At 55.9% G+C, this 20,565-nt stretch carries 12 protein-coding genes, 1 tRNA gene and 1 pseudogene; 7 read left to right on the forward strand and 7 right to left on the reverse strand.

Annotated features, from left to right (window positions below; all coding sequences use genetic code 11):
* Positions 1 to 14: 14 nt before the first annotated feature.
* From K9N21_14480 to K9N21_14500, 5 genes are all read left to right on the forward strand, one after another.
* Positions 15 to 1,394, forward strand: a complete 1,380-nt coding sequence (locus K9N21_14480; GenBank protein ID MCF8145120.1) for a methyl-accepting chemotaxis protein — start codon at positions 15 to 17, stop codon at positions 1,392 to 1,394.
* Between the two features lie 286 nt (positions 1,395 to 1,680).
* Positions 1,681 to 3,954, forward strand: coding sequence for a PAS domain S-box protein (locus tag K9N21_14485; GenBank protein MCF8145121.1), 2,274 nt, complete (start codon positions 1,681 to 1,683; stop codon positions 3,952 to 3,954).
* Positions 3,920 to 4,300, forward strand: coding sequence for a response regulator (locus tag K9N21_14490; protein ID MCF8145122.1), 381 nt, complete (start codon positions 3,920 to 3,922; stop codon positions 4,298 to 4,300). Before K9N21_14485 ends, K9N21_14490 begins: the two co-directional genes overlap by 35 nt.
* Before the next feature lie 8 nt (positions 4,301 to 4,308).
* Positions 4,309 to 6,846, forward strand: coding sequence for a response regulator (locus K9N21_14495; GenBank protein ID MCF8145123.1), 2,538 nt, complete (start codon positions 4,309 to 4,311; stop codon positions 6,844 to 6,846).
* Between the two features lie 87 nt (positions 6,847 to 6,933).
* Positions 6,934 to 9,360: a PAS domain S-box protein gene (locus K9N21_14500; protein MCF8145124.1), complete on the forward strand. Its 2,427-nt coding sequence runs from the start codon at positions 6,934 to 6,936 to the stop codon at positions 9,358 to 9,360.
* A 139-nt stretch (positions 9,361 to 9,499) separates the two neighbouring features.
* Here the strand turns inward: K9N21_14500 and K9N21_14505 are convergent.
* From K9N21_14505 to K9N21_14525, 5 genes are all read right to left on the reverse strand, one after another.
* A tRNA-Met gene (locus K9N21_14505) sits at positions 9,500 to 9,576 on the reverse strand.
* 55 nt (positions 9,577 to 9,631) lie between these two features.
* Positions 9,632 to 11,095 carry a PAS domain S-box protein gene (locus K9N21_14510; GenBank protein ID MCF8145125.1) on the reverse strand — a complete coding sequence of 488 codons (1,464 nt, stop codon included), beginning with the start codon at positions 11,093 to 11,095 and terminating at the stop codon, positions 9,632 to 9,634.
* A 2-nt stretch (positions 11,096 to 11,097) separates the two neighbouring features.
* Positions 11,098 to 11,673, reverse strand: a complete 576-nt coding sequence (locus K9N21_14515) for a hypothetical protein (protein ID MCF8145126.1) — start codon at positions 11,671 to 11,673, stop codon at positions 11,098 to 11,100.
* Positions 11,674 to 11,701: 28 nt separating this feature from the next.
* Positions 11,702 to 12,583, reverse strand: coding sequence for a site-specific tyrosine recombinase XerD (gene xerD / locus K9N21_14520; protein MCF8145127.1), 882 nt, complete (start codon positions 12,581 to 12,583; stop codon positions 11,702 to 11,704).
* A 116-nt stretch (positions 12,584 to 12,699) separates the two neighbouring features.
* Complete coding sequence (locus tag K9N21_14525; protein ID MCF8145128.1) at positions 12,700 to 13,821, reverse strand: Xaa-Pro peptidase family protein; 1,122 nt, start codon at positions 13,819 to 13,821, stop codon at positions 12,700 to 12,702.
* Positions 13,822 to 14,427: 606 nt separating this feature from the next.
* Between K9N21_14525 and mnmA the strand changes: the two genes are divergently transcribed.
* Positions 14,428 to 15,471, forward strand: coding sequence for a tRNA 2-thiouridine(34) synthase MnmA (gene mnmA, locus K9N21_14530; protein MCF8145129.1), 1,044 nt, complete (start codon positions 14,428 to 14,430; stop codon positions 15,469 to 15,471).
* A gap of 218 nt (positions 15,472 to 15,689) precedes the next feature.
* Positions 15,690 to 17,006, forward strand: coding sequence for a tRNA (N(6)-L-threonylcarbamoyladenosine(37)-C(2))-methylthiotransferase MtaB (gene mtaB / locus K9N21_14535; GenBank protein ID MCF8145130.1), 1,317 nt, complete (start codon positions 15,690 to 15,692; stop codon positions 17,004 to 17,006).
* A 141-nt stretch (positions 17,007 to 17,147) separates the two neighbouring features.
* Here the strand turns inward: mtaB and K9N21_14540 are convergent, their stop codons facing one another.
* Together K9N21_14540 and K9N21_14545 are read right to left on the reverse strand one after the other, a co-directional pair.
* Positions 17,148 to 17,627 (reverse strand): hypothetical protein, encoded by a 480-nt coding sequence (locus K9N21_14540; protein MCF8145131.1) that lies wholly within the window; start codon positions 17,625 to 17,627, stop codon positions 17,148 to 17,150.
* 112 nt (positions 17,628 to 17,739) lie between these two features.
* Positions 17,740 to 20,556 (reverse strand): annotated as a pseudogene (locus K9N21_14545) (alkaline phosphatase family protein).
* Between the last annotated feature and the right edge of the window lie 9 nt (positions 20,557 to 20,565).

Raw genomic sequence — 20,565 nt, forward strand, 5'->3', positions numbered from 1 at the left:
ATGAAGAAAAACAGATGGCGCAGTTCTTGCATATGAACGCCTTCAGCAGGGAATTTATTGACACCGTGAAGGTGGGGACGAGCGGCTATGCCTACCTGTATCAGGCGGACGGCACTGTTATCGCCCATCCGGATAAGTCAAACATTTTAAAGTTGAACATGAACGAATTCGATTTCGGCAGAAAAATGCTGGCTGATGGCAGCGGGACCATGCTATACACCTTCAAGGGTGTGGAAAAGCTGGTAGTGTTCAAGACGGACAAAGAGCTGGGTTGGACCGTGGGGGTGGGGGCATCGCCTGAAGAGATCCTGGCGCCGGTCCGGAATGTAGGCTATACCAATGCCGGTATCGGGGCACTGGTGGTTGTCCTTGCTGCTATTCTCATCCTCCTCCTAGTGAACTCCCTGGTAAAGCCGCTCTTCAGACTTTCCAAGGGACTCGGGGATGCGGCCCTTCAGGTGTCCTCTGCATCCGGCCAGGTGGCCGCATCCAGTCAGGCCCTGGCCGAGGGCGCATCGGAACAGGCCGCAGCCATCGAGGAGACGTCTTCTTCTCTGGAAGAGATCGCTTCCATGACCAAACAGAATGCCGGAAATGCCACTCAGGCAAATTCCCTGGCAACGGAAACCAAAACGACCACGGGGTCTTGTTCCGATACCATGCAGAAGATGGCCGCGGCCATAGGCCAGGTGAGCGAGTCTGCCCAAGAAACCCAGAAGATTGTCAAGATCATCGATGAAATCGCCTTCCAGACGAATCTTCTGGCGCTCAATGCAGCGGTAGAGGCGGCCAGGGCCGGAGAGGCAGGCGCTGGATTTGCAGTAGTGGCCGACGAGGTGAGAAATCTGGCCCTGCGTGCGGCCGAGGCGGCCAAAAATACGACCGAACGGATTGAGGATATCAACAAAAAGGTCAACGGCTCCATGGAAATGGTTTCAAAGACCGTGGATGAATTTGGCAAGGTAGATGAGAATACGAAGAAAGTGAGTGAACTGGTGGCCGAGATCGCCGCAGCATCCAATGAACAGGCCCAGGGCATAGGCCAGGTAAACAATGCCGTGGCGGAAATGGACAAGATCGTCCAGCGGAATGCGGCAAGCGCCGAGGAAACGGCCTCTGCCTCAGAGGAAATGAGCGCCCAGGCAGAAGAGATGCAGGGCTTTGTAAGAGAGCTCAATGCCACAGTTGGAGGACGTAAAGGAGAAGACGTCCACGGACAGGCAACAGAGAGGATTGCCGGTGGGGCAACGAAGGTCCGAAAGAGGGCACAGGGGACTGCGCCGCTCCTTTTAGCTCCGAAGGGGGGTGAACGGGCAACGACGGGGCGGAACCGAAGGAAGGCCACGCCGGAGGAGATCATTCCACTGAAGGAGGATGAGTTTGAGGATTTTTGAAAGGGTGGAAATTTGATCAGAACTTGTTGAATCTTCAGACCCATTTTTCAGGCATGCGTTGGGCCGGTGTGTACGGCCCGACGCTTTCTGCTTTTCTGCTGTAGGCTGGATATTGGATATCGGCCGTAGCGAAGCGTAGATCCCGCAGAATGCGGGATTGATGTTTCTCAACTTTAGGCATTCCAAACTTTAGACACTTCTCTTCTTCCAGATGTAATCTTGGTTCACTGGCGAGTCCCTTTTTCAGGTCCAGGCCGGATTCAGAGGGGTTATCAAGGAGAAGATCATGCAGCCCATATTCAATCCTCGTCTATTTGTTCGAGAAGGAAAACCGGAACGCAGTGAGATTTCAGCGGTTCGGCAGACCATATTTGAAAGACTCCTCTATATCTTCTCTCTCATCGGCCTTCTGGCCGTTGTTACAGGTGCTATTGAGGCCTTCCTGCAGGGAAAATGGTACTTTTCTTCCCTGTATGCCGGCATTTATCTGCTCTTCCTCCTGGTTACCTTTGGATCCCGTCGTATCTCATACAAGACAAGGGCCGTGGTCCTGGTATGCTGTCTCTATCTGATCGCCCTGGCGGTTCTTGTCAGAATCGGATTGAGTGGCGTCGGGACCCTCATCCTGGTCGGGGTATGCTTTCTCTCCGCGGTCTTTTTTGGTCTTCGTGGAGGAATCATCGCAATTTTTCTCAGTCTCGCGAGTATGGGCCTTGTGGGCGCCGGAATGACCACCGGCATTATCGAGATATACCCGGACCATATGCTGACCTCTCTCTCACTCATGGCCTGGATCACATTTCTATTCGTTTTCTTCATGATCACGAGCGTCACCGTTCTCGCACCAGAGATGTTCAGCCTGAGCATTGAGCATTCCCTCGATCTTATCGAGGAGCACAAGATCAAGCTGGAGATCAACAATCAACACCTCCTGCTGGAAATCGAAGAACGGAAGAAGATGGAAGAGGCCTTGCGGGCCGGCGAAAGGAAGTACCGAAGCGTCATTGAGAACATTCAGGACGTGTTCTATCGTCTGGACAAGAAAGGAAAACTCGTCATGACAAGCCCCTCCGGGGCTCGGATGTTCGGGTACACATTCATCGAGGAGATGAACGGCCTACCTTTGGAACACTTCATGCCGGATGCACACGAACGTCAGGCGCTGATGGAGAAATTGAAGAAGAACGGCAGCGTGAACGATTTTGAGGCCGTGATGAGGAGAACGGACGGGTCCACCTTCACCGCCTCTATCACGGTTCATTTTTATTACGATGATACGGGTGACCCAAAGGGGACTGAGGGCATTATCCGGGATATCACCGAGCGCAGACAGGCGCAAGAGGAGAGAAAGCGGTTGAGCGACTATCTCGACAATATCATCAATTCCATGCCGTCGCTGCTGGTGGGGGTGGATCGGGAAGGCCGGGTAAGTCAGTGGAACCTGGCCGCAGAGAAGACGACGGGCATCTGCGCCGAGAAGGCCCGGGGACAAAATCTGGAGCATGTTCTGCCCATGCTGGGCCGTGAGCTGGAAAACGTTCAGGAGGCCATCCGCAACAAGAGTGTAAGATCGGAGGTTAAGGTCCCCCGGCAGACGGAGGGCGTGATGCACTATGATGATATAACGGTGTATCCACTGGTCACCAACGGCGTAGAGGGAGCGGTCATCCGGGTGGATGATGTAACCGAGCGGGTGCGGATGGAGGAGATGATGATCCAGTCCGAGAAGATGCTTTCGGTGGGAGGGCTGGCTGCGGGAATGGCCCATGAGATCAACAACCCTTTGGGGGTTATCCTGCAGGCGTCCCAGAATGTGTTGAGGCGGGTATCGCCGGATCTGCCCGCTAATTCCCGGATTGCAGAGGAATGCGGGACCACCTTGAGTGCGCTGAGGACATATCTGGAACGGAGGGAGATCCCGGAGTTTCTCGATGATATCCGAAAAAGCGGCGAGCGGGCTGCCGGGATTGTCTCCAATATGCTGAGCTTCAGCCGCAAGGCTGACGGAAGGGGAACCCCTGCGGACATGGGGGAACTCCTGGACCAGACCCTGGACCTTGCAGGGAGCGACTATGATCTCAAGAAAAAATACGATTTCCGGAAGATTGAGATCGTACGGGAGTATGACCCTGAGGTGCCGAAGGCGGTATGTCAGACGAGCAAGATCCAGCAGGTCTTTCTGAATATCCTGCGCAACGGGGCTGAGGCCATGCAGGAGCAAAGAGCAAGAGCCAAAGAGCATGGGATAAAGGTGCTAACCCCGAGGTTTACCCTGCGGGTGATGCGCGAGGGGGAGATGGTGCGCGTGGAGATCGAGGACAACGGTCCGGGGATGGATGAGGCGACGCGCAAAAGGGTGTTCGAGCCCTTTTTTACCACAAAGGCCCCGGGTGTAGGGACCGGACTGGGATTATCCGTCTCCTATTTCATCATCGCCGAAGAGCACCGGGGCACCCTTTCTATCGAATCCAACCCGGGGATGGGCGCCATGTTTGTGGTTCGATTGCCTGTGGAGGGAGGGAGTTATGGGAGGGGAGAGGATCCGAATTTTGGTGGTTGACGATGAGGAGAGCATCCGAAGGGGCCTGCGGGCATGGCTGGAAGACGATGATTTTGAGGCCGTGACAGCGGAAAGCGGGGAAAAGGCCCTCGAGATTCTCGCCAGCGATCCGGCGGACGGCGCCATTGTGGACATTCGTCTTCCGGGGATGGACGGAAATGCATTTATGGAACAGGCCCATCGCCTGTATCCGTCGATGAGATTCATCGTCTATACAGGATCGGTAGCGTATTCCCCGCTGCCGCAATTACGGGCGATCGGGATCAACGAGAGGGACATATTTCAAAAACCGTTGAGCGATTTGGCCGTACTGGTTGCTGCCGTAAAGGATCGAATGAAAAGGTGAGGAGACTGATGGAATCATGCACGTTGCTGACCATTGAGGATGAGGAACCCATCAGAAGGAGCATCCGGGCATTCTTTGAGGATCTGGAGTTCACCGTGATGGATGCGGGGGATGGGGAAAAGGGCCTTGAACTTTTCCGGCAAAGACAACCGGCAGTCGTTCTGGTGGACCTCCGCATGCCCGGCATGACCGGCCTGGATGTGATCGACGTGCTCTCCCGGGAGGCGCCCGAGACCCCTGTTGTGGTGCTCTCCGGAACAGGCGTTGTGGCCGATGCCATAGAGGCCATTCGGCGGGGGGCCTGGGACTATATTATGAAACCGATCAAAGACATGGCAGAGCTGGAGCACGTCGTTAACGGCGTGCTGGAACGGGCCAGACTCCGGGAGGAAAGCCGCAGATATCATACGAGTCTTGAGGAAGAGATCGAGTTGCGGACAAGGGAACTCCGGGAAAGCGAGGAACGGTATCGCGATCTCGTGGAAAATATGAACGATGCCATTTATGTGGTGGATGAGGGCGGCACCATATCCTATATCAGTCCGGTTATCGAGCGGATGGCGGGATACAGGCCCGATGAGGTCATTGGCCGGGATTTCAGGGACTTTTTCTTGAATGAAGCACGCGATCAAATGACGGCGGAATACCGGGGATTTCTGGCAGGCGAGAGCCGAAATGGCGAATATGTTCTGTTGAACAAATCAGGCGAACCCCTGTGGGTGCGGGCATCGAGCCGGCCCATATGGGATGGAGGCCGAATCGCCGGAATCCAGGGCATCCTCACCGACATCACGGACAGAAAAACGGCGGAGCAGCAACTGGAGAACAAGGCCCGGGAACTGGAGGTGTTAAACCTCCTGGGCAGGGAGATGGGCCAGGACCTTTCGGTTGACGCGATCGTCAACAGGGTATTGAGGGCAGCAAAGACCTCTCTTCAGTCCGACCTTGTGGCCCTGTTTTTAAAGGATGGAAACGACCTCATCTTGAAGGGATTCCAACCGCACGGGCAAGCGTTTTCAGAGGAGGATGTGCCGGCTCATCATGTGGGGGAGTGCCTTTGTGGAATCGCGGCAAGGGAGGGAGCGACGGTCTATTCCGTCGATATCCACACCGACCCTCGCTGCACCTATGACGAATGCAAACGGGCAGGGCTGCGGTCTTTTGCTGCGCTGGCCCTGAAGAGCGCAGGCGAGGTTATCGGGGTGCTGGGTCTGGCCTCGCAGAAAACGAGGGATTTCCAGGTATCTTCTTCATTTCTGGAGGCGCTTGGAAACCAGACTGCCACCGGACTGAAAAACGCCCTTTTATTTGAAAAGGTCCGGTCAGACGCCATTGAGCTTCAGACGAGACTTGAGCAGATCCAGGAGACCCAGAAGGAAAAGGAAGAACTGATGCTTCAGCTTCACCGCAGCCAGAAGATGGAGGCCATCGGAACGCTCGCAGGGGGCATTGCCCACGATTTCAACAATATCCTCACGCCGATTGTGATGGGTACGGAAATGGCCTTGATGAATGTGCCGCCGGATAACCGGGCGAACCGGATGTTGGAGCGGGTGCTGGATGCGGGGGCCAGGGCAAAAGATTTGGTGAACCAGATTCTTACCTTCAGTCGTCAGGACGATCTGGAGAAGGGGCCGATGCAGGTGGGACCTATTTTAAAAGAGGCGATCAAACTGACACGGGCAGCCCTCCCCTCGACCATAGAAATCCGGCAGGATATCCGAACGGACAATGACACGGTCCTGGCCAACCCGACACAGGTGCATCAGGTGATTGTCAATTTCGTAACGAACGCGGCCCATGCCATGCGGGCCAAAGGAGGGATCCTGGAGATCACCCTGGACGAGGAGATCCTGGATGAAGTGAGGGTGGCGGAAACGAAAACATCGCTGAGCCCCGGGCCGTTCCTCAAACTGACGGTAAAGGACACAGGGCACGGCATGGACCCCAGGACCCTGGAGAAGATCTTTGATCCCTTTTTCACCACCAAGGCGAGGGAAGAGGGGACCGGTCTGGGCCTCGCGACCGTGCATGGGATCATCCGGAGCTGTGAAGGTGCGGTGGTGGTAGAGAGTGAATTGGGGAAGGGTTCTCGCTTTACCATCTATCTGCCGAGGGTCAAGTCTCTTGACAAAGAAAAGGAGAAGCACGGTCAGCCCATTCCTCATGGTACCGAGAGGATCCTGTTTGTGGACGATGAGCCGATGATTGCGGAGATGTATGCCGATATGTTGCGGTTTCTGGGGTATGTGGTGGAATGCAGGACCGATCCCCTGGACACTTTGAATGCCTTCAGGAACGATCCGGAAGGCTATGACCTGGTCATTACCGATATGACCATGCCCAGGATGACAGGAGACGAACTGGGGAAGGAAATCATGCGGATCAGACCGGACATGCCCATCATCCTCTGTACGGGGTTCAGTGAGCGGATGCCCGAGGACAAGGCCCTCGAGTTGGGATTTTGCGCCTTTGCCATGAAACCTGTGGTGATCGAAGAGATAGCGCAAAAGATCCGTCAGGCCCTTGACGGGAAAAGACGATGAACCGAAAAGTTGATAAACTGATAAGCTGATAAGCTGGCAAGGCAGTAGACGGATGAGGCGATGGGAGTATAAAGGCATGAGGGGCGTTTGGACTGGGGTCGAACCATGAATTCAGGCGATCCCGGAAGACCTGAGAATCAAGAGGAGAGGGCGGGAGGTTCCGTTCTGAGGCGTGTGGCCAATTGGTGGTCCGCTCTCAGAATTTTTCCGCTGTTTGAACGGCGGTCAAAGGGGATGCGGGAGCGCATTCTCCTGTCTGTCATCATCATAGGGATTTTATTTTCAGGGCTCGCGGCTGTCCCTGCTGTGCTGCTTGCGCTGAGGGAGAGGCTTTGGGTCCCTTTGTCAATGGACGTTGCGGTATTTGCATGCGGCCTCGGTCTCCTTATCGGGAAGAGGCTGAGATACAAAGTCAAGGCATGGGTGGCCTGTGCCCTGATCTATATCGTCGGCGTCTACGTGGTTTTCTTCTTTGGGTTCCTAAGCGGGGGTCCCATCTGGCTTTTCTCCTTTGCGGTCGTATGTGGTCTGCTCCTCGGCGTGAAGCCGGCAATCATAGCAATATGCGTCAATATGGGGACCTTGGGGATACTTGGGTGGCTTCACGCTGCAACCCCATTGGGAGACAAGGTTCCATTCTTCGTTAGTCCACTGAATGCACTTGCCGCCGGTGGAAACTTCATCTTTTTGAATACATTGGTGGCGATCTCCTGCGCCCTGTTGATACAGGATGAAAAGGAGGTCTCCATTTCCCTGACAAGGGAGAAGTCCCAGATCCTGGAGGCCAAGAGGAGACTTGAAGAAGAAGTTATTTCTCGCAAGGAGGCGGAAAAGAAACAACGGGAACTTGCACGGGAGCTGGAGTTTCTGCACGCCACGGCCATGGAGTTCGTGAACGTAAGGGACAGGAAGTCCCTTTACCAAATCATCGGGACGAGGATCAAGGCAATACTCGGGGATGTCGTGGTGCTGGTCAATTCCTATGAACCCGAGACGAGGCAATTCTGCACGATGGCCGTGGAAGGCATAGGGGCCGGCCTGGAGCGTATTTTGAACGTACTGGGGCGAGACCCCGTGGGAATGATAACCACACTGAATGACGAGTCTGCAGAGCAGACACTCAAGACCGGGAAGCTTGCGGACGGCCCGAAAGGGATCCATGGCCTCTCGTTCGGCGCCATACCCAAGGCTATTGCCCAGTCGCTCGAGAAGCTCGTGGGCATCCGCCGGATCTATGTGGTCGGATTAGTCAGAGAGGGGGAGTTGTTTGGGAGTGCGATTATCGTGGATCGAAGTACTTCCTCGGGTGCGGATTTTGTGTCGAGGAAAAGGCTGGTAGAGGCATATGTAAACCAGGCGTCCTTGGCCCTGCTTCGCAACCGATTCGAGCGGGAGCTGAAGGAGAGCGAAGAGCGCTACAGACAACTCGTCAACAATGCCCCGGCGGGCATCTACGAGATAGACCTGAAGAACTTTGTCATAACAAATGTCAACGAGGTGATGTGTGGGTACACGGGTTACACAAAAGAGGAATTTCTGACCCTCAATCCGCTGAGCCTCATGGCGGAAGAGAGCCTCGAGCATTTTATGGAAAGGGGGCGGCGTATCTTTGCCGCTCAACCGATCTCGGAAAGCACGGAGTATAAGATCCGCAGAAAGGATGGCAGTACTTTCTGGGTCAGATCCCATTCCAAGGCGACCTACGCCCACGGGGTCGCCGTCAAGGACACGCTGGTCTTCCACGATATCACCGAGGTGAAGACCCTCGAGGAGGAGAAGCGGCAACTTCAGGAGAGTCTCTTGGAGGCCCGCAAGATGGAGGCCATTGCCACCCTGGCGGGGGGCGTCGCCCACCAGTTCAACAATGCCCTTTCGGTGGTTTCGGTGAGCATGGATATGCTGGAGCTGTCCAGGGAAGAAGGAAACGACCACCAGAAATACACAAACATGGTCAGGGACTCGATTCAGAGGATGACCGGGCTCACCAGTCAACTCCTTGCCTATGCGCGCGGCGGAAAATACTATGCCCGGATCCTGTCTCTGAGCCGGTTTGTAGCCGAGACCCTGCCGACGCTCCTCCCCGAGATGCCCACCTCCGTACAGTGGGAAACGGACCTGTCCCAGGATGTCCTGCCTGTCAAGGCCGATCCGAAACAGATGAAGTCCGTGTTGTCCGCCATCCTGACAAACGCCGCGGAGGCCATGGAAGAAGGGGGGAAGGTTCGCATCGCGTGTACAGTTCAGACTGTCCATGAGGGCGATCTGAAGGAATACCCGGACCTGGTTCCCGGGCCTTACACAGCCTTGACTATTGAGGACAACGGCAAGGGGATGGACGAACAGACCCTTAGGAAGATCTTCGACCCCTTTTTCACCACCAAGTTTCAGGGAAGGGGTCTCGCCATGCCCGCGGTCCTGGGAATCATCAAGAACCACGGGGGATGGATCGGCGTTGATTCAGAGAAAGGGAAGGGAACGACCGTGCGCATTCTCTTGCCCGTGTTTGAGGAATAGGCCTCTTCTGTCGAAGATAAATTCGAATATTTCGACCTCCGATCTGGGGTTATTGTTCTGGAGGTGTTGCGGTGGGGTATGAAATTGGATGGCAATAAAAAAAGGGTTCGTCACCGACGACGAACCCTTTTGAAGGCTTTGGTAGCGGGGGCTGGATTCGAACCAACGACCTTCGGGTTATGAGCCCGACGAGCTACCAGACTGCTCCACCCCGCGGCAAAAACATAATATATATCCCAATGGCCTTTTTGTCAAACAAAAAATCAGACGATTATTCAACCGGGAGCCTGACCACAAAGGTGGTCCCTTTTCCCGGCACGCTGTCCGCCCAAATCTCTCCCCCATGGGCCTCCACAAGCTTGTAGGATATGGCCAGGCCCAGACCGAATCCCCGTTCCCGTGTCGTAAAGAAGGGTTCGAAGATATGAAGGAGATCTTTTTCATGAATCCCAATGCCTTCATCGGATATACGGATTTCGATAAATCCTGATGATTTCTCCGTGGTGATGGTGATCGTACCCCCGCCCTCCATCGCCTCGACGCCGTTGGTAATGATATTGATAAAGACCTGCTTCAACTTATCCGGATCGCAATCGATTTCGCCCAGGTCCGGTGCCAGGCTGACTTTGAAGCGATGCCTGTCCGGAGAACAGACGCCTTCCATGATCTTCAATACATCCCGAATGACCGAATTAATGTCCGAGGTTCGCAAAACCAGGTTATGAACCTTGGTAAAATCCCCGATACTGGTCACCAGTCGTTCGAGCCGGCCGACCTCTTCCTGGATCATATCCAGTTTTTGTATTGCCTTGTCGTCAATCAAGCTGTCTCTTATCTGGTGAGAAAAGCCGCCGATGATCATGAGCGGATTTTTGATTTCGTGGGCCACATGGGCCACTGTCTGGCCCACCGCTGCCAGGCGTTCGGACTGCAACAGCTTCTTTTCCAGTTGCTTTTGTGTGGAAATGTCTCTGATGATGGCCGTGAAGGTAATGTCTTCTTCGGTTTCGTAAAAGGAAAGTCCCAGCTCGATGGGAAATTCCTCTCCGCTTTTCCGAAATGCAATGAGCTTGAGATTCCTTCCGACTGCCCGCGGCATTCTGTTCTCCAGAAAACCGCTGACGAAGCGGTAATGGTCGCCGTATTGGGGCGGGATGAGCATGTTGAGATCCTTATTGAGGACCTCCTCGCTGGAGTAACCAAAGATCTGCTGGGCCGCGGTGTTAAAGAGGATGATCCTGTGGTTTCTATCGATGCTGATAACTGCGTCTGTGGCCGTGTCCAGAATGGTGCTGAACCGCTTTTTCTCAGCCTTCAGCTTTCGGATCAGGTTCCGGTATTCTGTAACGTCCGTAGAGATCTCCACAAAATACTGCCCCACTTCTCCCCCGGTAGAGATCGGGTACATGATCCGGCTCAATTCTCTGTCGCCAATGCCCGGTCCGTAATACCGGTGGGTGATTTCCACCCGTTCTCCGGTCTCCTGTACCTTTTTGACGGGGCAGTTCTGGGTCCCGATGTGACACGGATTGCCGGACAGTTTCCTGAGCTCATAGCATTTTTTTCCGACAACCGTCTCCCGCGTCCGCCCACAGTTATTCAAAAATACCTGGTTCACATCCTGAATCGACCCCTCCGAGTCGATCACCATGATCTCTTCACTAATGCTGTCAAAGATGGCCTCCAAGAAGAGATTGCTGTCTCTGATCCCCCGGTTCGATGAATTTTGCTTCATGATCACCCTCCTACCGATGGGCAAAAGAAAATATATTCACGGGACAGGATGTCAAACATCTCATCCGTACCTTCCCGGATGGCCTGATAGAGCGTCTTCAGGGTTGCGGCGCGATGTACGGTAGCACGGTAGGCGGCGTCATTGTAAAAAGAGGGATCGATGGGGAGGAGGACCTGATCCAGAGACCCGTGCCAGTGTATGTTGAAATCGGCCTTCATGTCGAAGACTTTCTTATACATGGCCCTCAAAATATCGGTCCTTAAGATCGGATTGACCTGGTTGATCATGCAGTCGGTCAATCCGATGAGGTAATAGGCCTGCCGCATCCTGACGCCGTCCCGGCGGATGGCATACATGGCCTGAATGGTGGATGCAAGGCCGCGATCGAGGGAAAAATGGGGAGGGATGGAGGCCATCGGTTCATCGGAAGCCAGCAGCTTTTCCGCCAGGGGGCGCAACATCTGGGCAAAAAAAGGTGTCTTCCAGCATGCCCTTCGGAATTCCCACGGTCCTGAAACGATCAGGTCGCAGGGGGACAGTTTCTGGAATCTGTCCCGGATATGAATAATTTTCCCCATAAACAACGTCTCGCCGGCCGCCCTGGGATCATGGCCTGGGGTGATATTTTTCGTGGAGTTCTCTTAACTTGTCCCTTGTGACATGGGTATAGATCTGGGTGGTGGAGATGTCTTCGTGACCGAGCATGACCTGGACAGCCCTAAGGTCGGCGCCGCCCTGAAGTAGATGACTGGCGAAAGAATGCCTGATGGTGTGGGGCGATATCTCCTTTTTTATCCCGGCATCCTTCCCGTATTGCTTGATAATCTTCCAGAATCCTTGACGGGTCAGAGGGCGTCCTCTGAAATTGAGGAACAGGCAGGGAATGTTGGCGTTGCGAAGCATCTGAGGCCGGCCTTCTGAGAGATATGCCCTGACCGCCTGGATAGCCTTTCCTCCAATGGGTACCAGCCGTTCCTTGGCGCCCTTGCCCAGTGTTCTTATATATCCCGATTCCAGATTGACGTTCGAGACGGTCAATCCGATGAGTTCAGAAACCCGCAACCCGGTCGCATACAGGAGTTCCAGCATGGCCCGATCCCGGTTCCCACGAGGGCTGGAGGGGTCGGGTCGGGCCAGAAGCCGCTCCACTTCGTCCGTACTCAGGACTTCCGGCAGGTTCCGTGAGAGCCGAGGGATCTCGAGCAGCCTGGCCGGATTCTCCCGGATATGACCTTCTGAAGCAAGGAAGCGAAAAAACATCCTCGTGGCGGAAATGTTCCTGGCGATCGACCTGGCAGACAGCGACCTCCTTAGAGAGTTCAGGTATTCGATAATTCGATCCCGGGAGACCGTAAGCGGGGACAGGCGCTGTTCTTCGAGGAATCGGGCAAATCCGGACAAATCCCTGCTGTAGGCCTGGACGGTGTTGTCGGCAAGCCCCCGTTCCAGTCTCAGGTAATTGATGAATTGATCGATCAGAGCATCCATTTTTGAACCAGAATTAGACGAATGATGCGAATAGCGCAAGGAATTCGGTTGCCATGACAACATGCCGTACTACGGAAGAATTTCATTAAATTTCTCAATTCCTGAATCCGTGGGAATCAGAAATCATAAAACCGGTCGCTTCTGGTCAGTATCCTCGGACCCGTATCTTCCACCAGGACCATTTCCTCCAATCGCACGCCTCCCTTTCCGGGGATATAAATTCCGGGTTCAATGGTGAATACGCTCCCTTTTTGGAGTTTGACCGGATTCCTCGGTCCGATTCTGGGACGTTCATGGACCGCCAAACCCACGCCGTGGCCGAGGCCGTGACCGAAATACTTTCCAAACCCGGCCTCACGAATGTATTTCCTGGCCAAACCGTCCAGATGGGTGCTCTCCACCAGAGGGCGAACGCTTTTCAGAGCCTCCAGCTGTGCGTGCCGGACGGTCCTGTAGATGATTTTGAATTCGGGGCTCGGCGCGCCCAAAAAGACCGTCCGGGTCATGTCCGAACAATAGCCGTTCAGCCTGGCGCCGATATCCAGGGTCAACGGTTCATTTTTGTTGAGTCTCCGGTCTGTGGGGACGGCATGCGGGAGCGCGCTGTTGGGACCGGACGCGACAATGGGGGGAAACGACAGACTCTCCGCCCCGCGGTCCCGGGCCAGTCCCTCGATCTTCCACGCGATCTCCCTTTCCGTCATGCCCGGCCGAAGATGGGTGGCAATCTCATCCAATACATCGGAGATAAGGTCCGCGGCCGCCTCCAGGGCTTGAATCTCTTCCGGATCTTTCACCTCCCGCAGTCCTTCAACAAGGCTGTCCAGGGGGACCAGTTCCACAGGGGGTGAAAGGGCCTGAAGCCGGATTTGGATTTTGCTGTGGAGTCCCCAGGTGAGGTAGTCCGGCTCAAAGCCGAGGGTCCGGATCCCCATGTCCATCACCCATGAGGGCATCTCGTCGACCAGGTCCTGCTTCAAGATCCTAGTCTCGAACTGAGGGGCCTCGTGCTCGGCCTGGAGGGTATATCTTGAATCCGTCACCAGGAGGGATCGGTTTCCGTGAATCAAAAGGGATCCGGAGGATTCCGGGAAATGTCCGTCCTCTGCCCTGAAACCGGAAAGATATCGACGGTTTTCAGGCTGAGTGATCCATGCGGCATCACACGGGGCAGGAGTGCCCGATGCCATGCGGTGTCTCAGGGCGGCCAGGCGGTTTTGATAGATTTTCGTTTTCATAGGCTCTTGTTGAGCGCCACTTTTAGTAACTGGTCTTTGTCATGAAAAAACAAGAAAATATGGCCATCCTTGCACTGAACGCTTAGCCTTCCGTCATTCCGGCACGATTCTAGCCGGAATCCAGAAATACGGCGTACTGGGTTCCGGCTAAGGGCATGCCGGAATGACGGGACAGTACACAGCCGTTTTGCTTGCGGTTATCCGAATTAGGATTCTCTCAGCCTGAAATATATTCAAGGAGATTGCTCTAAGATTGATGATAACCGATGGAGCGGGCTGCAATTTCAATAAAAAACAATACCCAAGTCCGTGCGGGGTGTCAATGGGGATGAGGCGAGCGGTCTCAACGAGCGGCGGGAAACCGAATCACGAGGACACAGGGCGACAATTCGCAACGGAAACTGTGCAGGGTTCTGATTTTTATTGACAGGAACGGAATTGCTCAATATTGAGGTTTTCATGGCGGTTGATCATTCCATGCTTACCTTACGACATCCCTGAAAACAAGATGCTTATTTATTCTGTCAGCGGATAGAACGGCCGGGCGGAGATCTATCCCGGAGTAACCCGCTATTCGCGAAGTTTATGCTTATGAAAGCCGCAAAAATGAATCAGCCAAGCAATGTGGCCGTTGCGCTCAGCGGGGGCGTGGACAGCGCTATGGCGGCCGTTCTCTTGAAGGCAGCCGGATGGGAGGTCTACGGCCTCCACCTGGTCCTTTCCGACGCTGACCCCCGAAGGGGAGAGCGGGTCAGTGAAATTGCAGACCGGATCGGCATTCCCCTGGAGATCCTCGATCTCCGGGAGCGCTTTGAAACAGAGGTGGTAAGGCCGTTCTGCCATGCCTATCGGGCGGGTCTGACACCGAATCCGTGCGTCCGCTGCAATCAGGAGATTAAATTCGATGCACTCCATCACTATTGCATTGAAAATGAGATCCGTTCCCTGGCCACCGGCCATTATGCCCGACACTGTGTGGAAGAGGGGAGGATAAGCCTTTTGAGGGGCGTGGATAGGGCAAAGGATCAATCCTATTTCCTGCAGCGACTGGGCGGGACCCTTCTTTCCAGGGCGATCTTTCCCCTGGGGGAGATGACCAAGGAAGAGGTCCGACGCCGGGCGCGGGATATGGCCCTTCCTTGTCATTCAAGACCCGAAAGCCAGGAGATCTGCTTTATTTCCGGGATGGACTACCGGGAGTTCATGGAGAAGAGGGGGCGTGCCTCGATCAGCAAAAAGGGGCTCATTGTGGATGAAGACGGCACGCGGATCGGAGAACATGAAGGGATTTACCGGTATACGATCGGCCAGAGACACGGTCTGGGAATTGCTTCTTCAAGGCCTTACTATGTCAAGGAAATCAGGCCCGAGGTGAACCAGGTAGTGGTGGCCAGGCGGGAGGCACTTTTTACCAATACCGTGCATGCGATAGCTCTGAATTGGATACAGGGCACCCCGCCTGAAAACGGGGCGAAGATGTCAGCACAGATCCGGTACCGTCACAAAGCGGCTCCGGGCCGGTTAACGGTGGTGTCATCGGATGAGGTACGGTTCATATTCGACATGCCCCAGTGGGCCGTCACGCCGGGACAGGCCATTGCACTTTATGATGGAGAAAGGCTCATCGGCGGTGGCTGGATTGAGAGATGAGAAGGGGCAAGGGATGAGGCAGGGAGCAGGGAGCAGGGAGCAGAGAGCACGGAGCTGGGAGCCGGGAGTGAGGAAGCGCTGAAGCTGAAAGCTCAAAGGTCAAAGGGAAAAGCGCCCCTTAACCAGATAAACCCAAGGAACCCGATAAACCGGTACCCAATATCGAGCAACCCGCATCGAGTATACAGCATCCGGCAACCCGCAACGAGCAACCGGAAATGACGAACGGTCCCAAAACATTTAGAATCATCACCCTCGGCTGTAAGGTCAATCAGTATGAGTCGGCCTATTTTGGTGAGGCCTTGGCCGCGGCCGGGTGGCGTGTCGCAGGAGGAGATGAAACCGCTGATGTGGTGATCGTCAACACGTGTATTGTGACCCAGAAGGCCGCACATCAGTCCAGGCAGGCCGTTCGAAAGGCGATCCGGGAACATCCTGTCGGATATGTGGCGGCAGTCGGATGTTACGCCCAGGTGTTCCCGGAGGAACTCTCTGAAATCGAAGGGCTGGGCCTGATCGCAGACAACCGGATGAAGGCCGATCTCCCCGAATTTCTTACCGGGGCCGACGCATCTTTTGAGACCGGTCTGCTGTTGAAGCCATTTGAACCCGGTGCCCGGTTCGATGCCATGGATATTTCCCGTTTCCCGGGTCGCGCCCGGGCCTATCTCAAAATCCAGGACGGATGCGAGTCTTTTTGCAGTTATTGCATTGTTCCATTCGCCAGGGGCCCTTACCGGAGCCTTCCCCCGGAAAAGGTCATTCGCAGGTTGGAAACCCTGTCCGATCAGGGTTACGGTGAGGTGGTCCTCACCGGAATTCACCTGGGAAAATATGGGGTGGATCTGAAGGGTGGAGTGGACCTTGTTTCCCTTCTTGGACAGGTGGGGAGAGAGGGGTTCCCCCTGCGTATCCGGCTCAGTTCCATCGAACCCAACGAGTTAAAGATGGAATTGATAGAGATGGCGGCATCCGAGTCGTGGCTCTGCCGGCATGTCCATATCCCTTTGCAGAGCGGGGACGACCGGGTCCTTCACAGGATGAACCGGCATTATACCGCACGAGAGTTTGCCGATATTGTGGAGGCGGTTTACACAAGTATTCCGCATGCAGCGATCGGGGTGGACATCATGGCCGGATTTCCGGGAGAAGATTCAAGGGCCTTTGACTCCGGGTATTCCCTGCTGAAGGACCTGCCGATCTCTTATCTCCATGTCTTTCCCTTTTCGCCCCGACCGGGCACGGCCGCCAGCCGGTTCAGCGGGAGAGTTGCTTCGGAAGAAATCAAGGAGAGGACGGCCAGATTGAGAGCTCTGGGCGAGAGAAAGCAGCGCCTGTTTTATCAGGGATGTCTGGGCAGGGAATTCTCCGTGCTCCCGGAAAGATGGGAATCCCGTGAAAAGAGGCTCATGCAGGGGAGGAGCGACAATTACCTGCCGGTAATTTTCCCTTTGACCCGTGATTCGATCCAAGGTCCTTTCCGGGTTCGGATGGAGCAAATCGAGGGCCGAAGGGTCATCGGCACAAGGGTTTAGCGTACCTTCTCAGTAAACCCGGGAGATCCGTTCCCCTCACGACGGCAATGACAGCGAGAGGGATCCCCGAGATAGCCGTGTCGTGGTTCAGGCGTATTTTTGCGGTGACATTGGCTTGCTCGGGTTCAAGGTCTTGGAGAATCAGATTGTGGCGCCCTTGAAATAGTAGACCCCGATCGGATGCCCCTTTGTATTGTAGCCCATAAAGACAAACCCGGTGCGCGTCTCCATTGCCACGCGAAACCGTTTTGCAATGGAAGGGTTTTCAAGGATGATCAGGAGCCCGATGGGTCCCCGGCCTTCGCCCGCTGTGAATCGCCGCTCAAAAAAACTGCGTGTGCGCAGAAGAAGGTCGAGGGCAAGCCCCTTCCTGCGGTACACGATGGACGTCATGGAGCGGTAGAAGTAGAAGCTGTTTTGAAATCGTTTGAGGTAGAGTTCCCTGGCCGTGCAAAGGGCCGCGATCTCGCCCCCGGTGGTTCGGGCGATAAAGACGGTTTCTTCGGCCCTTTCTTCAGGGTCGGCCAAAAGGGGGAGGGCCTCATGAGCTTCCCAGAAATTCATGATCTCCGCCCTGAGTTGCGCGCCCACCTTCTGCCATACGCAGGTAAACGAAAACATCGTTTGATCCGCTCTTGAGTCCTGTTGGCCGTGTCTCTACGGCCCCTAATGGTTGCAGCTCGTAAATGGGATCCCCAGGGGGTCTTTCGCCGTATTTCCTGAAGGCCGACTTCTACGTCTCTTCTATCCCTGCCATCCTCTCACCACGCTGACGATACAGCCTCGGATCCACGACCCCTGCCATGGCCTCTGCACACAGGTCCCGGCCCAGGAAGTCGCGGACTTGCTCAGCCGTCTCCCCCGGATGCCCGATGCATCGGTCGTGGCGGAGGTAAAGGACGGGGAGTCCCATCCGGGCAAGGATCCGTTTTCCTGTGGTCGCCTGTCTCTCAAGAACACGTCCCAGATCGCGGTCCGAAAGTCTGGCCCCCTTTTTCCCCTGCCGCAAGAGGAGGGCTTTCTGGGAAGCGATGACTTCCCGTATGTCCCGCTCCACAAAAATAACTCGATAGGAGATCCCATGTTCCAGGCGTCCCAAAAGGGGCGCCACGATCTTGATGGCCTTCCCCCGGGCCTCAGGCAGCCACGAGGCATCTTCATGCAGGCGCTTGGCCGGTGCATATTCGAGATATCCCTTCGGGTTGTCCTCATCGGCCTCTCTTATGTCGTCTGCCAGGATTGAAAGACCTCCGGCCCGGAGCATCTGCATGATCATGGAGGTCCCTGCGCGGGGCAGACCCGTCACCACCACCACAATATCGGACAGGTCCTCGGGGGGAGGCATATCCGGAATCCCGGGAACGTCCTGTTCCGCCTCGCGATCCGCTTCTCCCAAAAGCCCCGGAGATTCCCATACCCGGCTTGAAAGGGTCTTCTGCTCCCTTTTGAACTCCCGGATCTTCCTGGCTGCGTCGCGGGCGGACCGTGCCCGTTCCGATGCCTTTTCTTTGTTTGCAAGCCTCCGTTTGTAGATATAGGCCAGCCGTTCATGGGCCTTTGCAAAATGCGGGTTTTGATACACTGCCATCTTAAGGGCCAGCAAGGCCTCGGGAAGCTGCCCCTGGCGGTGGCGGGCCACACCCAGCAGGTAATGGGCGGTCGGGTTGTAATAGACGCGGCCCAGGGATTCGTAGGCCGCGTCACAGGCCTCCTCCAGTCGCCTGGTGGCAAGGCAGGTCCGGCAGATTCCCAGGTAGGCATCGGCGCTGTCCGGGTCCAGACGGAGGGTCGCCTGAAAGGATTGTTCCGCATCCTGCCATCGCCGCATCTTGAGATAGACCTGCCCCAGCTTGATATGAAGGCCCGGATCCTCCGGGTTCATGGCCTCGGCCGTCTTGAGATGCTCCAGGGCCTCCTCCTCTTCCCCTTCCTCAAACAGGATGGCCCCCCTGAGGTATTCCACGGCATACGGGTTGAACGAGGCCTGGGCCGCCAGGGACCGAAGCCTTCTCCCCTGGGCCTCGGTGATCTCTTCGGGCGTTTTGTCCTTCATCTTTTCTTTAAGGGCCTTGAGGGTTTCACGGGCCTGGGCCGCACCTCTGTTTTTACGCGCAAGGGTCTCTTCCAGGACCTGTCGGGCCTCCTGGATGCGACCGAGGGACTGGCAGCAGGAGACCAGTTGAAGCCCAAAGCGGTACTGATCGGGCCAATCCGCAAACAGGGACGCCAGGAGGGGAAGGGCCCTGCCGTGAAGACCCGCATCCATGTAGGAACGGGCCATGTTGTATTCCAGTTCCCGAACCGTCTGGGCCACGGCCTTGGCCCTGTCCTCATCGGGCGGCTCGATATAGCCCAGGGCCGCCAACTGGGTGAGGGCCTCCCGGGCCTCCACAGGGTCGATCCGCTTTTCTGGCGGATGCATCCCCGCCTCCCCGGGCACCAGGTCCCAGCTCTCGATGGCGGTGATCTCGAGAGGGAGATCAAAGGCATTGGCGAGGGGCCGTCCATCCATGTCTTGACCCACCGGCAGGCCGAACAGGGTCAGGATGGTGGGACACACATCCAGGAGACTGGCCCCGAATACCGTCTCATCTTTCTTTATGCCCGGGCCCCGCATGACAAAGATCCCGTAAGGCCGGTGCTGCGCGGCAGGGCCGGCAGGCTCCAGGGGCACATGGCGGGGCCTCAGGTGGTCTGACTGGAATCCATGGTCTGAGACCAGGAGTATGGTGGCATCCTCCCCGGCCGCTTCAAGAAGCCTTCCCAGCATCTTGTCATGGAAGATGTATCCGTTCTCGATCACCTGTCCGTAGATCTCGAAGTCATTTTCCGGGATATGGGGCTGGCGGGGAGGGTGATACCGCATGAAGGCATGGGAAAAATGATCGATGGCATCGAAATAGACGGCCGCGAAATCCCAGGGCTCATGGGTCATGATGGCCGTTGCGGCCGAGAGGATGGTGGCTCCGTCGCAGATGACGCGCGACAGGGATTCGAGCCGGTGGTCCTTATCCTGATCCACCTCAGCCGCCCTGGGCACAAAGGGGAGGATGTGTCCTGCGTTGAGTTTTTGGGGATGCCACCGCAATTGGGCCAGATTGCGGACCAGCCGTCCGGGATGCACCGTGCCCGGACGCAGGGGCCAGGGCCGGCCCAGAGGAGGGTAATGACCCGTGTAGAGGTTGGAGACCATCACCCCGTTGATCGGCTCAGCCGGGTGGGAGGGCCACCACCCCACCACCACCGACTTCTTCTCCTCCTGGGACAGGATGTTCCAGATGGCCTTGGTCTTTCGGGAGAGGCTGGTAACGGGCCGGATCCCCCCGGCGTCGGGGTCCGGCTCGGTGAAACCGTGGATGCCGTGTTTGAAGGGCCGCTTGCCCGTGGCGATGGAGGTCCACAGCATGGGGGAGAGGTCCGGGTGGAGGGTGGCCAGATTTCCCATGACGCCATCCCGGACCATTCGCTCCAGGTTGGGCATTTTGCCGGCATCCAACAGCGGGTGTATGACCTTCCAATCGGCCCCGTCCCACCCGATCAGGAGCACCCGTCGGCACGG

This window comes from Deltaproteobacteria bacterium, from assembly GCA_021737785.1.
Classification (GTDB): Bacteria; Desulfobacterota; DSM-4660; order Desulfatiglandales; family Desulfatiglandaceae; genus AUK324.